The sequence below is a fragment of the Microcystis aeruginosa LEGE 91341 genome (assembly GCF_015206885.1).
Lineage (GTDB): Bacteria > Cyanobacteriota > Cyanobacteriia > Cyanobacteriales > Microcystaceae > Microcystis > Microcystis aeruginosa_H.
Window position 1 is genome coordinate 52,405 of record NZ_JADEXY010000002.1, and the last position, 13,479, is coordinate 65,883.

Here is a 13,479-nt window from a genome sequence, read left to right on the forward strand (position 1 = left end):
GAAATTTGTTGGACGTGATGAAGTTTTAAGCCAATTAGCAACCCAATTACAGGAAGCTAACCGCGTGGCGATTTCGACGTTGACGGGGATGAGTGGCATTGGTAAATCGGAATTAGCGTTACAGTATAGTTGGCGGGAATGGGAAAACAAAACCTATTTAGGGGGGATTCTTTGGTTAAATGTAGCAGAAAGCGATCCGGGTTTGAGTATTTTAACTTTTGCTCAGATTCATTTAGGATTAATTTTACCGACGGAAGGGGAATTGGTAGAGCGGATTCGTTTTTGTTGGCATAATTGGTTCAAGAATGAGCAGGATCAAGCCTTAATTATTTTTGATGATGTGCGTCGCTATGAACAAATAAAAGACTATTTACCGCCTCAAGGTGAAAAGCGGTTTAAGGTGATTATTACGACTCGTAATGAACAGATTGCTCGTAATTTTAATCCGATTGATTTAGAAGTCTTAAGTCCTGATGCGGCGGTAGAATTGTTAGCTGTCTTTTTACCTAATGCGGTAGTAAATAATCCAGAAAAAGCCAGAGAATTAGTCAGATGGTTGGGGTATTTACCGTTAGGAATTGAGTTGGTGGGACGCTATGGACAGTATATGAGTTGTGAGTTAACAAAACTTTTATCACAGTTACAGGCGCAAAAATTAAAGGATGAGAGTTTACAATTTCCCCAAAATGCTTTTATGACGGCTCAAAGGGGGGTAGCAGCGGCGTTTGAGTTGAGTTGGGGGGAGTTGAGTGAGAGTTCTCGATTAGCAGGAGAATGGCTCAGTTTATTTGCGGAAAGTCGGATTAATGAAAAGTTAATTTTGTCTTTGTTTGAGGTAGCAAAAACAAAACCTCTTTCTGCAAAACCGACAGATGGTATCAGTGCAAAAATCGAGAAACTTTTCCCGACATTTTCACGCTGGTTTGGTCTATCTAAATCAGTTTCCGAGTCTATTGATCCCCCTGATTTACCGATACCGACTAGGACTGATTTACGACATTTGGTAAATTTAAATTTGCTAAATGATGTTGATAGTCAGAACTATGAGTTGCATACTTTAATTCGGATGTATTTGCGCGATAAGTTAGAAGCATCGGCGTTTAAGGAAGAAGCAAAGCGAGCCTATTGTCAGGTGATGGTTGGGATTGCGAAAACTATTAAGAGGACTTTGACCTTAAAAGACATTGATAACTTGGAGCCAGATATTGAGCATCTAAAAGTTGTTGCAGAGGAATTAGATCAATGGTTAGATAATGAAGATTTAACTAGGCCTTTTACTGGCTTAGGTCGTTTTTATGAAGAGCAGGGACTTTATCAGCAAGCGGTTCTTTATTGTGAACGCTGTTTAACCCTGAGTGAGCAACGCTTAGGCAAAAATCATCGTGAAGTTGCTAAAAGTCTCAACAATCTGGCAAATCTTTATAAGTCTCAAGGGAAATACGCAAAAGCGGAACCTCTCTATTTGCGAGCGCTGGTGATTCGGGAAAAGCAATTAGGAGCAGAGCATCCTGCTGTGGCCAGCAGTCTCAACAATCTGGCGGAACTTTATCGCGATCAAGGGAAATACGCAGAAGCGGAACCTCACTACAAGCGATCACTGGCAATTGTTGAAAAGCAATTAGTCGCAGAGCATTCTCTTGTGGCGACCATTCTCAACAATCTGGCGTTACTTTATAAGTCTCAAGGGAAATATACAGAAGCCGAATCTTTTATGGTGCTAGCGCTGACTATTGACGAAAAATTTTATGTAGAAAACCATCCTCATGTGGCGACCAGTCTCAACAATTTGGCAGAACTTTATCGCGATCAAGGGAAATACGCAGAAGCCGAACCTCTCTTATTGCGAGCGCTGGCGATTAGGGAAAAGCAATTAGGAAAAGAGCATCCTGATGTGGCGACCAGTCTCAACAATCTGGCGTTACTTTATAAATCTCAAGGGAAATACGCAGAAGCAGAACCTCTCTTTTTGCGATCACTGGCTATTGATGAAAAAGTTTATGGGGAAAACCATCCATACATTGCAAATGACATCGACAATCTGGCCAGTCTTTATTATTCTCAAGGGAAATACGCAGAAGCAGAACCTCTCCATTTGCGCTCGCTGGCGATTACAGAAAAGCAATTAGGAAAAGAGCATCCTGATGTGGCGACCAGTCTCAACGGTCTGGCGAATCTTTATTATTCTCAAGGGAAATACGCAGAAGCAGAACCTCTCTATTTGCGAGCGCTGGCGATTACAGAAAAGCAATTAGGAGCAGAGCATCCTGATGTGGCCACCAGTCTCAACAATCTGGCGGGTCTTTATCAATCTCAAGGGAAATACGCAGAATCCAAACCTCTCCATTTGCGCTCGCTGGCGATTACAGAAAAGCAATTAGGAAAAGAGCATCCTGATGTGGCGTACAGTCTTGGTGGTCTGGCGGGTCTTTATCAATCTCAAGGGAAATACGCAGAAGCAGAACCTCTCTTATTGCGAGCGCTGGCGATTAGGGAAAAGCAATTAGGAAAAGAGCATCCTGCTGTGGCGACCAGTCTCAACAATCTGGCGAATCTTTATCAATCTCAAGGGAAATACGCAGAAGCAGAACCTCTCTATTTGCGATCACTCTCGATTCAGGAAAAGCAATTAGGAAAAGAGCATTCTGATGTGGCGACCATTCTCAACAATCTGGCGGGTCTTTATCAATCTCAAGGGAAATACGCAGAAGCCGAACCTCTCTTATTGCGAGCGCTGGCGATTAGGGAAAAGCAATTAGGAAAAGAGCATCCTGATGTGGCCACCAGTCTCAACAATCTGGCGAATCTTTATCACAATCAAGGGAAATACGCAGAAGCCGAACCTCTCTATTTGCAAGCGCTGGCGATTGGGGAAAAGCAATTAGGAGCAGAGCATCCTCATGTGGCCAACAGTCTCAACAATCTGGCGGATCTTTATCAGTCTCAAGGGAAATACACAGAAGCAGAATCTCTCTATCAAAGAGCGATTGCTATTTGTTCGGAAAAATTAGGAGAAAATCACCCCAACACTCAAACAGTAATGATGAATTATTTGCAGATGCTTTCTCAACTTCCTGATGAGGAATTAAGCCAACGCTTTCCCCCCGAAATGGTGGAATATATCCAATCACTCCGTCATTCCTAGATTCTTTGTAATACCTTAATAATGCTCAAACTGCAATAAAATTACTCCAGCAGATAGCAAATGCCTAAAAAAATACGAGAACTCAAGTCTATACTTCTGAAAGCAGGGTTTACCTATCGCCCCGGTAAAGGTAGTCATACCATTTGGAGCCATCCCCGTTTAGAATATAGCTTGACCCTGTCAGGCAAAGATAGTAGTGATGCTAATCGCTACCAGGAAAAAGACGTAAGAAATGCACTTCAGGAACTAGCAAACTTAAATCAAGGAGACAACCCATGAATTATCACTATAGTATTTTTATTCAATGGTCAGAAGAAGACAACAAATTTATCGCCCACCTCCCTGAATTTGGCCCCTATGCTCATACCCATGGTGAAACCTACCATGCAGCCCTGCAAAATGCTCTTGAAGTCCTAGACCTCCTTATAGAAGACTACACTGCACGAGGCAAATCTCTCCCACCTCTCCGGGCTATTTCCGCATAGCCCAAATATTCTCAGTTCAGTAATATCTCCTAGTATTTAACCGTTCATAGAACATTTTATACCATGATCTCGGAAAAGCCAAAATAAACATTATGCAAGTTACGGCTTAGATCATTACTAAAGTTGTCATATCGCCTTCTTCTCGATCAGAACCGAAAAGCCCAAAATAAATCATGAAAACATCTTTTGCTTTGTTATAAGAGTAATCCCCACAAACCGTAAGCGATTTATGTATCAAGTCACCGTTGATTACGCCAAAGCCAACCTAGAAGAACTCTGCGATCGCACTGAAAAAGAACCCGATGGAGTAGTGATCGTTCGTGAAAATCGCAGTTATATTCTCATTACTCAAGAAGAATGGGAATCCTTAGCTGAAACCTCCGAACTCATGCAAGATTCCAAACTATTACAACATATTGCATCAGCACGACGAGAATATGCCGCAGGAGAAACCCTGATAATGGAACAAGTATTTGGATGACAACCTACACAATTGTCTTTTCTAAACAAGCGCGAAAAGATACCGACGAACTCACCCAAAAACAAAAAGTCAAACTTCAATAAATTTTAACTAACATAATTGCAATTAATCCCTATATTGGCAAATCCTTAAAAGGCGATTTAGAAGGCTTGTATTCCTATCGCCTAAATAGAAAAGATCGTCTGCTTTATGAAATTTATGAAGACGATCAAACTATTCTGATTATTCGTACCAAAACACACTATAGCGGTTTTCAGTCTGCTGAGGTACAAAAGTTATGGGTTTTAGGCAAAGGGCAAGAGGCAAAAGCCAAAAGGGAAGAAAAATAGGTGTACCTCACTAGCTTAGGAAACGCTATAGGGAGATTAGGTAAGAGCGGTCATAACGCCTGAAGTCATCCCCGTTTAGAATATATAGCGGTGTGCAGTCGTATGAGGTACAGTGTCACGAGCTATAAACCATGCTAGGCAAAGCTTGGTTTGTATCTCACTCAAGCGCTTACCGCTATAAGTACCTAAGCAAAATTAATTACACATATCTAACCCCCCCTTTGCCTCTTGCATGAGTGCCTTTCTTCACTAGGAAATTTATTTTGCACGACTACCTACTTATTTCACATTTATTCAGCCAACCCTAGTTAAATAATCTTTGCAGAAAAGTGCTTTGATCCCGCAGGAAAACCTGAGCGCAATTACGCCCCGGCATTCCCGAAATTGAGCCGCCGGGGTGAGTTCCTGCCCCAGTTAAATAAAGGTTTTTAATGGGGGTTTTGTAGTTAGCTATTTCTGGTAAAGGACGCAGGAAAATCATCTGATCTAAGGTCATATCAAGATGATAGTAATTACCTTTATAGGAACCCAAACGATTAGCTAATTCGGCTGGACTTTCCACCCGACGGGCAATGATCGAAGATTTGAGATTGGGAGCATAATCGGCCAGTTTATCAAGAACTCGATCGGCCACGCGATTTTTTAATTCTTCCGTCCATCCCGTGCCGTTTAATCCCGTTCCTTCGGCGCCGGCAATCTGATAGGGGGCAAAAAATTCGATCCAGAGGGTATGCTTGCCCTGGGGAGCCATAGACGGATCGAGAATGGTGGGGACATCTAGGTACATCGAGGGATTTTCGTCGGGAATCTGCCCCAAAATCGTTAAAGCGTGGGCTTGTTCAACGTGACGCACGGAATCGGCGATGAGAATCGTTCCCTGTAAATACTCCTCTTTGTGATCGTAAGCCTCGAACCTTGGTGCTTCCGCGAGGGCGCAATCAATTTTAAGAATTGTTTCATTGTTATTGACAATTCGCCGTTCTACCCTTTCTCGCAATTCTGGATCGGCGGCATCCACATCGGCGGGAGCGACTAACTGTAAAAAAACTCGTCTAGCGTCAATATTAGAGATAACACCCGCTTTTGCTAGATATTCCTGTCCAGAGTCCACCCTAACCCCGATCGCTTGTCCTTCCTCAATTAGAATCTGTTTAACTTTCTGCTCGGTTAAAATCACCCCACCGAGACTGACAACACATTTCACCAGAGCCTCGGTTAGTGCGCCTGTACCACCACGAGGGCGAGCCACCCCGGGGGAGTGACGCATCGCCATCATCATCATCCCGGAGGTAATGCCTTTTTGGGAGGGAGGAGCGCCAATTTCTGCCGCTAGACGAGCCAGGGGTGCTTTGACAAATTCGCTCTCAAACCACTCATTGAGGACATCTTCGGGGGAAGTAATCATCGTGCGGATGAAGTCGAGCAGTTTCTTTTTCGAGCCGATCGCTTTCCAGACACTAGCTAAGGCACTAGAGTTATAATTGCGGGCGATTCTGAGCAAATCTTGGGGGGGAGCGTTAAACCAAGGACCGATCGCATTCATCAACTGTCCCCAATAGTCGATAAACTGAAGGTAGCGATCGGCATCTCGCGGACAAAACTGGGCAATTGCGGCGTGAGTTTTTTCCAGAGAGCGATAGGAAAGAAAATATTGGCCAGAGGGATGGGGACAGAAAACGGTAGGATCGAAGAATAAATACTCTAATCCGTGGCGTTTTAGCTCTAATTCCTCAATTACTGGTCCTAAAAAGATAAATTCGTGATCGATCGCACAGAGATTAAACTTAAAATCGGGGGCTAGATCTGGGATAACCGCTTCTGTGGTAGCCGCTCCTCCCGGTACGCTACGCTGTTCGAGAAGGAGGACGCGATAACCGGCTTTGAGGAGATAGGCGGCACAAACTAAACCATTATGCCCGGCACCGATGAGGATGACATCGTAACTTTCCATGCAGTTTCAAAAATTCCTATTTTTAATTTTGCGCTTTTCTTGACCCTAATATGTTAAAAATAGTTAAAGATTGGCTGCTGTCAGCAGATTTCAGCGAGCAGTTATCAGTGAGCAGGTAGAAAACATTTAATTTTTCCTTTTTTTTATGAGTTCTGCGATTAAAGTTATTCAACCATCCGGTATTTTAGATGGCAACCAAGCCAGCGAATTTCGCCAAGAAATTGCCGAAGCCGTGCAGGGAGGTTCAGAGGTTATTATCGTTGATTTCAAGGATGTCACCTTTATGGATAGTTCTGGTTTAGGGGCGTTAGTTTTATCCTTAAAAACCGTGCGTTCTGCGGGGGGTAAACTATTGATCTGCTCGATTAATGAGCAGATAAAAATGTTATTTGAATTGACTGATATGGATCGAGTTTTTGAAATTTTTAATAACCGAGAAGAATTAGAACAAAAAATTTTAGGAAGTTAAGTCAGCGAAAATCCACCTGCATAATCGAAAGATCATCCTTAAAATTGCCATCAAATTGTAAAGCTTGAATTTCTTCAATAAAATTATCGAGATTTTTGGCGTAATTACAGTGATAATTTCGTAAAGATTGAATAAAGTTTTCTAGTCCCCACATTCTCCCATCAGCACAATCGATCTCGTAAATTCCATCACTAAAAAGATAAAGGCTACTGGGTAAATTCAGGCATTTAACCTGATTAATATATTCCGCTTCTGGAAACATCCCGATGGGAAAACCGGGAGCTTTCAGTCTGGTTTCAATCATCTGGCCAAAAGGTTTTTGAGTCAGGAGAACTGCTGGGGGATGACCAGCGCTGGCATAGGTTAACTGTTGTTGTTTCCGATCATAAATCCCGTACCAAATAGTAAAATATTTATCATTCTTAGGACTGATTTGATAAACTTGATTTAACCCTTGTAAAACCTGATTAGGTTCATAGTAATTCACCTGACTTAAACCACGGGAACGGAGTAAATTAATCACCGAAAGGGAAGGTAAAGCCGCTCGTAAACCATGGCCCGCCACATCTAAAAGATATAACATCAAATGGTCATTATCTAACCAATAATAATCAAAACCATCGCCCCCCAATCGACGAGAAGGAAGGAAGCGAAAATCGATAGCAAGTTTTGGAGAAATAAAAGGTTCGGGTAACAGCGATCGCACATAGTCCGCCGCCTCCGCTAACTCCATTTCTAGTAATTGTTTTTGTGCTTGCAGATCATGACTTAATTGATGCAAACGCATTCCCGCTCGCACACGCGCTTTTAACTCATTAATTTCGATCGGTTTGCATAAAAAATCATCAGCCCCCGCATCCAATCCCTTCACCCGATCCTCCACCGATCCCAAAGAAGTTAAGAGGATAAAAAAAGTCGTTGACAGTTGGGGATTGAGCTTAATTTGCCGGCAAACTTCCAACCCATCGATCCCCGGCATCATCCAATCACAAATAATCATCGCCGGTTTTAGTTGCCCCGCTTGCTTTAATCCTTCTTCCCCATCACTGGCAACAAAAACCTCGTATTCCTTCTGCAATGCTCGTCTCAGGAACGTTTGAATTACTCCATCATCATCAATTACTAGAATTCGTACCATCTTTTTTGTAACTCGACTATCTTAATCTTACTGCTTACCCCCGACCCTCTAACAGATGACTTTGCTTATACCTCAAGATAAGATTAAATCCAGAATCGAGCTAACACATCAGTCATAGTTTTGGAAAAATGGTATTGTAAAGTTTCAATACAAATATAGTCAGACATAGTCAGACATGGTAATATATAGATATGAAACTATCAGACTATGCAAAAAAAACAGGAATAAGTTATCGAACGGCTTGGAGATGGTGGAAACAAGGGAATTTAACAGGTTATCAATTGCCTTCTGGTACAATTATCATAACGGATGACAACCATTCAAAACCCGACTTGATAGCTTGCATTTATGCAAGAGTTTCCAGTGCCGAAAATAAAGACAATCTAGATAGACAAGCTGACCGATTAAAAGATTATGCTGTTGCCAGAGGCTACAAAATCTACAAAGTTGTCAAAGAAGTAGGCAGTGGATTAAACGATAATCGCCAACAATTAGCCAAAATTCTAGTTGACCCCAATTATAATGTTTTAATTGTTGAACACAAAGAGCGTCTAGCCAGATTTGGGACTAATTATCTAGAAATCTTGTTAAAAGAACTAGATAAAAAACTGGAGATTGTCAATGAAAGTGAGGATGAGCAAGATGAGTTGATGTCAGATTTAATAGCCATTATTACCTCTTTTTGTTCTCGAATTTACGGATTAAGAAGGTCGAAAACAAAGACAGAAAAGATTATAGCTGAGTTAAAAGACAACGGACAATAATGTTAGTAGCAGAAAGACACATTATCAAGAAAGGACATAGATTTTTGGCTGAGATAGATAATTTATCTTGGCAGTCTAAAAATCTCTACAACTCAGCCAATTATTTAATCCGACAAAACTTCATTTATGGTTATGGCTATTTGACCTATAATCAGATGGCCTCTCTGATGAAAAAGACAGAACAGTATCAAGCTTTACCCGCTAAAGTTTCCCAACAAGTTTTAAGAGGATTAGACAAAAACTGGCAATCATTTTTTGCCGCTTCATCGGAGTTTAAAAGTCACCCCGATAAATTTCTAGTAAAACCCAAAATTCCTGGCTATAAGGAGCCAAAAAAAGGAAGAAATCTCTTAGTTTACACGATTCAAGCCCTAAGCAAAGTAGGTCTTCGGCAAGGGTTAGTAAAACTATCCCTTCGACGTAGCTCAGGGCAAGCAGGGACTTCAATTACCTTGCCGACGAGAGTAGCGGAGCGCATAGCAGAAGCTAGAATAGTTCCTAAATGTGATTGTTATGTAATCGAGGTAATTTATGAGAAAACCGAACAGTTCTTAGCTCCTAATGAAAAGATAGCTGCGATAGATTTAGGCATAGATAATTTGATGGCTGTAACTTCAAATCAACCAGACTTTATCCCTTTGTTGATTAATGGCAGACCGTTAAAAAGCCTGAATCAATTTTATAACCAACGTCGGGCTAAGTTGCAATCTCTGTTAAAAGGCAATCGTCAAAGTTCCCAGAGGATGCGCCGTTTAACCCGTTGCCGTAATCAGAAGATAGATAATTATCTTCACCGAGCTAGTCGTTATTTAGTCAATCTCTTAGTTGACCAAGAGATAACAACTTTAGTAATTGGGAAAAATGACGGTTGGAAACAAGGAGTGAACTTAGGAAAAGTCAACAATCAAAAATTTGTGACCATCCCTCATGCTCGATTAATTGACATGATTATTTATACATGTCGATTAATAGGAATCTCTGTGATTATTCAAGAAGAATCCTATACCTCCGTTGCTAATTTTTTGAATTTAGAGCTGCTACCAGTGTATGGACAAACAACTGAAAGGCCGGTGTTTTCAGGAAACTGAATTTCGCGAGGGTTATATCGTACAGATAAGGGGATTCTGATTCAATCTGATGTCATGGGTTCCTACAACATTTTGCGAAAAGCATTCCCAAATGCGTTTAACCGCTATGGGATAGAGAGGTGCGTAGTTCACCCAAGGAGAATCAATCTCTCGAAGTAAAAGTGAAGGGAATTTCTGAAATGGAATTCAGTCTGTCTATATTTGACTATACTTTTACTAACTATAACTTCTAGCGTAAGGCATTGCAGAGGTAAACCGGGGGTGAAGATTTCTTTTCAGGTAGATAGCGATCTCAAGTCCTTAGATACCGTTTTAAAGTATTTTGAGCAACTTGAACCAGTGGGCATTCCCCAAAAAGACTGGCTCCAGTGTCAGCTTGCTCTTGCCGAAGGTTTTACCAATGCTGTCCGTCACGCTCACCGACACCTACCCCCCGAAATTCCGATCGAGATCGAGATCGAGATTGTTCCCCACCAGATGGAAATTCGCATCTGGGATCGGGGTTCCGTCTTCGATTTAGAGAGCTTTATCGAGAAAAATGCCCATCGTGACCATGGTTTCTCCGGTCATGGGCAAGGACTGCCGATCCTCCAAAAAATCGCCGATCAACTCAGTTATACTCGCAGCGAAGATCAGCGCAACTGTCTATTAATTATTAAACAATTTTCCCGCCATGAATCCGATCGCACCCCTAGTTTCTCCTAGTTGGTTAGTAACTAATCTCGATCGCCCCGATCTGATGGTTATTGACTGTCGTTTTCAATTAAACAATCCCGATCTCGGTTATCAAGATTATTTAGCCAATCATATTCAAAATGCCTTCTATTTGGACCTCGATCGCGATTTATCGGCTCCCATTGCCCGTCATGGCGGCCGTCATCCTTTACCGAATCCGCAGACGATAGCCGCTAAATTAAGCTCTTTAGGGGTGATTTCTGGTCAAACCCATGTTATCGCCTACGATTCCTCCCGTTTTGCCTTTGCCAGTCGTCTCTGGTGGTTATTACGTTATCTCGGTCATGAACGAGTTAGTATTCTCGATGGTGGTTGGCAAAATTGGTTAAATGCCGGTTATCCCGTCTCTAATCAGATACCTGTGCCGAAAACCGGCGCTTTTCTCCCCCAAGTTCAACAGGATTGGGTAGTGACGATCGAGGAGGTAAAAAGGGAAAAAGAGCAAGGGGGAGTGGTGTTAATTGATGCCAGGGAAAGCGATCGCTATCGGGGTGAAAGGGAACCGATCGATCCGATCGCCGGTCACATCGAGGGGGCGCTTAATTATCCCTGGTTGGAAGTCACCGATAGTCAGGGTTTTTGTCAACCCCTGGCCCAGCAAACACAACGTTGGCAAGAGCGGCAAGGCGATCGAGAAATTATCCTCTACTGTGGTTCAGGAGTGACAGCCTGTGTTAATATCTTTTCCCTGACCCTAGCCGGATACGAGAATGTTAAGCTATATTCTGGAGGTTGGAGTGATTGGTGTTCCTACCTGATCTAACCGGCCTTGTTGATGCTCATCTATCGAGAAAGATTATCAAAATGACCTAATTACTGTACAATCCCCCTATTATCACTTTTAATTATTCCGAAACTATTATCTAATTTGTCTCCTAGACAAAAAAGCTAATTTTTATTTTAGTTGCTATCCTTTTGCTCTCAAATCACCGCTATTCCTCAAAGAATAGTCGTTTTCCCCCGTAAAATTACTAAAAAGTAATTTTATAGTTAAACTCTATAAAAAATTAGGTATGTATTTTGTATGACAGAAGCCGGTCTTTGTCATTGTAATGGTGGCACCCGTCCGAAAGATCGCCTTTCGATTTTTGTGGATGGCAATAATATGTTTTATGCTCAACAAAAAAATGGTTGGTTTTTTGACCCGCGCAAGGTGTTAAATTACTTCACCAACGACCCGAATATTATGTTAATTAATGCCTTTTGGTACACGGGTTTAAAAGATTCCCAAGATCAAAGAGGTTTTCGCGATGCTTTAATTAGTTTGGGTTATACGGTGAGAACAAAAATTTTGAAAGAATATTATGATGATAGTTCTGGTCGTTTTTCCCAGAAAGCTAATTTAGACATCGAAATTGTCGTCGATATGTTTAATACCGTCGATCAATACGATCGAGTGATTTTATTTAGCGGTGATGGCGATTTTGAACGAGCGATCGAACTATTGCGCTCTAAAAATACTCATATTACCGTAGTTTCTACGGAAGGGATGATCGCTAGGGAATTACGCAACGCTACCGATCGCTATATTGACCTGAATGATATTCGCAAAGATATCGAAAAAAGTGATTATTAATCGGCCGTTTTGTCTTTAAACCGACTATTGATCCCATTTTTCTTTATTGGTAGTCCTCACCCCAAACCTTCTCCCAGAAGGTTTGGGGTGAGGCAATTAACCATCTCTTGTTTATTTTTCCTTGAGTCGAAATAGTAAAAACTGATTGACCTGATTCGGATTAAAATTATCATCACTGACCAAAATCAAAGAGCGACTACCATCAGCTAATCTTGGACCGAGGGTCATTCCTTCCAAATTATCTAAATCAATCCCCAAAGTCCCTAAATCTAGTAATAATTTTTTCCGCAAGGGTTGCACCTGTAAAGCTTCTAATTCCCCCGGTATTCTGGCGATTTTCGAGGTATCAGTGGCACTCCCATTAACTACCTGAAATAGTTTCGCTCCAAAACCTTCTAAACCAAAAGTTCGCTCTAAACTGAGAAAATAACCCTCTTTTTCTAAAGCTAATAATTCCGTTAAACCGTAGTATCTCGCACCGCTGGGTGGCTCATCTAACACATACAACTGTTCCGATACTAACACAGGCGCACCAATCGGATCAATCACATAATGAAGAAGTCGCACTCTGAGATTTTCTTCCCTTTTTCCCGTGGGACTATCTTGAATTAAAGCGTTTTCTGTGGCAGTAAACAAACGAAAAGGATCGTCTTTGAGGGTGCTGGTAATCCCTAAAGTTAAGGATTCAAACCCTAAATTATCCTGTATTCCTTTTTGATTGCTATTATCCGGTAAAAAGCGATTAGGAATTAACAAAGACTCCTTTAATTGTCCCTGTAAATCAAATTCAGCAATAAAAGGAGCAATTCCCTCTTTAACCGCACCTTCACTGGAAATAAACAAAGTTTGTCGGGGCGAAAAAGCGATACCTTCCGGGTCGATAGATCCCTTTTTAAACGTTTCTCCATTGCCATCTTTTAGGAACGTGACCGCCTCTAAATTCACTTTTTCGATTTTTTCATCATTTATCTGCAAACTAGCCGTATAAAAGCGGGCTGGAGCTTTCTGAGAACGATCATCACTGAGGAGATAAAAGCGGTTATTGGTGCGATCATAGGTAATTGCCGATAATCCCCCCACCCTTGTGTCTTGATAATCCGCTTGTGGTAATTGATATTCTCCCAAAAACTCGATCGAGAGGGGTAGAAACATTCGTTGTTCTGCCAAAACTTGCGGGGAGACACCACAGGCAGCCAGACTAAAGGTTACAATTAAACTAGCAATTAAACCCAAAATTGGGAAACGGTAATTTTCGGCAGTCAGTCTCTTATAGAATCGATCGATCACAAAATATCATCCTCTACTACGCTCTTATCAATCT

Annotated in this window: 12 protein-coding genes and 2 pseudogenes; 11 read left to right on the plus strand and 3 right to left on the minus strand. The window is 41.6% G+C overall.

The genetic code is table 11. From position 1 onward, the window contains the following. Positions 1-31 precede the first annotated feature (31 nt). From IQ234_RS21890 to IQ234_RS21895, 5 genes and pseudogenes are all read left to right on the plus strand, one after another. Positions 32-3,142: pseudogene (locus tag IQ234_RS21890) on the plus strand (tetratricopeptide repeat protein); the annotation flags it as partial. 60 nt (positions 3,143-3,202) lie between these two features. Further along, positions 3,203-3,421, plus strand: a complete 219-nt coding sequence (locus IQ234_RS00720; RefSeq protein WP_193955646.1) for a type II toxin-antitoxin system HicA family toxin — start codon at positions 3,203-3,205, stop codon at positions 3,419-3,421. After that, entirely contained in the window at positions 3,418-3,627 is a 210-nt protein-coding gene (locus tag IQ234_RS00725) for a type II toxin-antitoxin system HicB family antitoxin (RefSeq protein WP_008206452.1), read from the plus strand. The genes IQ234_RS00720 and IQ234_RS00725 overlap by 4 nt, the downstream gene beginning before the upstream one ends. A gap of 229 nt (positions 3,628-3,856) precedes the next feature. Next, positions 3,857-4,108 (plus strand): type II toxin-antitoxin system Phd/YefM family antitoxin, encoded by a 252-nt coding sequence (locus IQ234_RS00730; RefSeq protein WP_002802114.1) that lies wholly within the window; start codon positions 3,857-3,859, stop codon positions 4,106-4,108. A gap of 149 nt (positions 4,109-4,257) precedes the next feature. Next, positions 4,258-4,437, plus strand: a complete 180-nt coding sequence (locus IQ234_RS21895; protein ID WP_416209662.1) for a hypothetical protein — start codon at positions 4,258-4,260, stop codon at positions 4,435-4,437. A gap of 304 nt (positions 4,438-4,741) precedes the next feature. Here IQ234_RS21895 and crtO read toward each other — a convergent pair whose 3' ends face one another. Then, on the minus strand, positions 4,742-6,388 hold the full coding sequence (gene crtO / locus IQ234_RS00740) for a beta-carotene ketolase CrtO (RefSeq protein ID WP_193955647.1): 1,647 nt from the start codon (positions 6,386-6,388) through the stop codon (positions 4,742-4,744). A 145-nt stretch (positions 6,389-6,533) separates the two neighbouring features. On the opposite strand from crtO, the gene IQ234_RS00745 reads away from it, so the two are divergent. Then, the gene (locus IQ234_RS00745) at positions 6,534-6,857 is read left to right on the plus strand and encodes an STAS domain-containing protein (RefSeq protein WP_193955648.1); all 324 of its coding nucleotides are present in this window, start codon (positions 6,534-6,536) and stop codon (positions 6,855-6,857) included. Position 6,858: 1 nt separating this feature from the next. Here the strand turns inward: IQ234_RS00745 and IQ234_RS00750 are convergent, their stop codons facing one another. Beyond that, a complete protein-coding gene (locus IQ234_RS00750; RefSeq protein ID WP_193955649.1) occupies positions 6,859-7,995 on the minus strand; it encodes a SpoIIE family protein phosphatase in 1,137 nt (378 codons plus the stop codon). Positions 7,996-8,186: 191 nt separating this feature from the next. Between IQ234_RS00750 and IQ234_RS00755 the strand changes: the two genes are divergently transcribed. The 5 genes and pseudogenes from IQ234_RS00755 to IQ234_RS00775 all read left to right on the plus strand — a co-directional run bounded on the left by IQ234_RS00755 (position 8,187) and on the right by IQ234_RS00775 (position 12,158). Further along, positions 8,187-8,759 (plus strand): IS607 family transposase, encoded by a 573-nt coding sequence (locus tag IQ234_RS00755; protein WP_193955650.1) that lies wholly within the window; start codon positions 8,187-8,189, stop codon positions 8,757-8,759. After that, a pseudogene (locus IQ234_RS00760) lies at positions 8,759-10,006 on the plus strand (RNA-guided endonuclease InsQ/TnpB family protein). Before IQ234_RS00755 ends, IQ234_RS00760 begins: the two are co-directional and overlap by 1 nt. Positions 10,007-10,108: 102 nt before the next feature. Further along, positions 10,109-10,552, plus strand: a complete 444-nt coding sequence (locus IQ234_RS00765) for an ATP-binding protein (protein WP_193955652.1) — start codon at positions 10,109-10,111, stop codon at positions 10,550-10,552. Then, on the plus strand, positions 10,521-11,345 hold the full coding sequence (locus IQ234_RS00770; RefSeq protein ID WP_193955653.1) for a sulfurtransferase: 825 nt from the start codon (positions 10,521-10,523) through the stop codon (positions 11,343-11,345). Before IQ234_RS00765 ends, IQ234_RS00770 begins: the two co-directional genes overlap by 32 nt. A gap of 261 nt (positions 11,346-11,606) precedes the next feature. Next, the gene (locus IQ234_RS00775) at positions 11,607-12,158 is read left to right on the plus strand and encodes an NYN domain-containing protein (protein WP_002751943.1); all 552 of its coding nucleotides are present in this window, start codon (positions 11,607-11,609) and stop codon (positions 12,156-12,158) included. Between the two features lie 111 nt (positions 12,159-12,269). On the opposite strand, the gene IQ234_RS00780 is transcribed toward IQ234_RS00775, so the two are convergent. Next, positions 12,270-13,445 carry an esterase-like activity of phytase family protein gene (locus tag IQ234_RS00780; protein ID WP_193955654.1) on the minus strand — a complete coding sequence of 392 codons (1,176 nt, stop codon included), beginning with the start codon at positions 13,443-13,445 and terminating at the stop codon, positions 12,270-12,272. Positions 13,446-13,479 lie beyond the last annotated feature (34 nt).

Excerpts from the sequence above, each read along its gene's own strand:
- IQ234_RS00730 (WP_002802114.1), top strand. The coding sequence starts at position 3,857 with ATGTATCAAGTCACCGTTGATTACGCCAAAGCCAACCTAGAAGAACTC.
- crtO (WP_193955647.1), bottom strand. The coding sequence starts at position 6,388 with ATGGAAAGTTACGATGTCATCCTCATCGGTGCCGGGCATAATGGTTTA.
- IQ234_RS00750 (WP_193955649.1), bottom strand. The coding sequence starts at position 7,995 with ATGGTACGAATTCTAGTAATTGATGATGATGGAGTAATTCAAACGTTC.
- IQ234_RS00755 (WP_193955650.1), top strand. The coding sequence starts at position 8,187 with ATGAAACTATCAGACTATGCAAAAAAAACAGGAATAAGTTATCGAACG.
- IQ234_RS00775 (WP_002751943.1), top strand. The coding sequence starts at position 11,607 with ATGACAGAAGCCGGTCTTTGTCATTGTAATGGTGGCACCCGTCCGAAA.
- IQ234_RS00745 (WP_193955648.1), top strand. The coding sequence starts at position 6,534 with ATGAGTTCTGCGATTAAAGTTATTCAACCATCCGGTATTTTAGATGGC.
- IQ234_RS00770 (WP_193955653.1), top strand. The coding sequence starts at position 10,521 with ATGAATCCGATCGCACCCCTAGTTTCTCCTAGTTGGTTAGTAACTAAT.
- IQ234_RS00720 (WP_193955646.1), top strand. The coding sequence starts at position 3,203 with ATGCCTAAAAAAATACGAGAACTCAAGTCTATACTTCTGAAAGCAGGG.
- IQ234_RS00725 (WP_008206452.1), top strand. The coding sequence starts at position 3,418 with ATGAATTATCACTATAGTATTTTTATTCAATGGTCAGAAGAAGACAAC.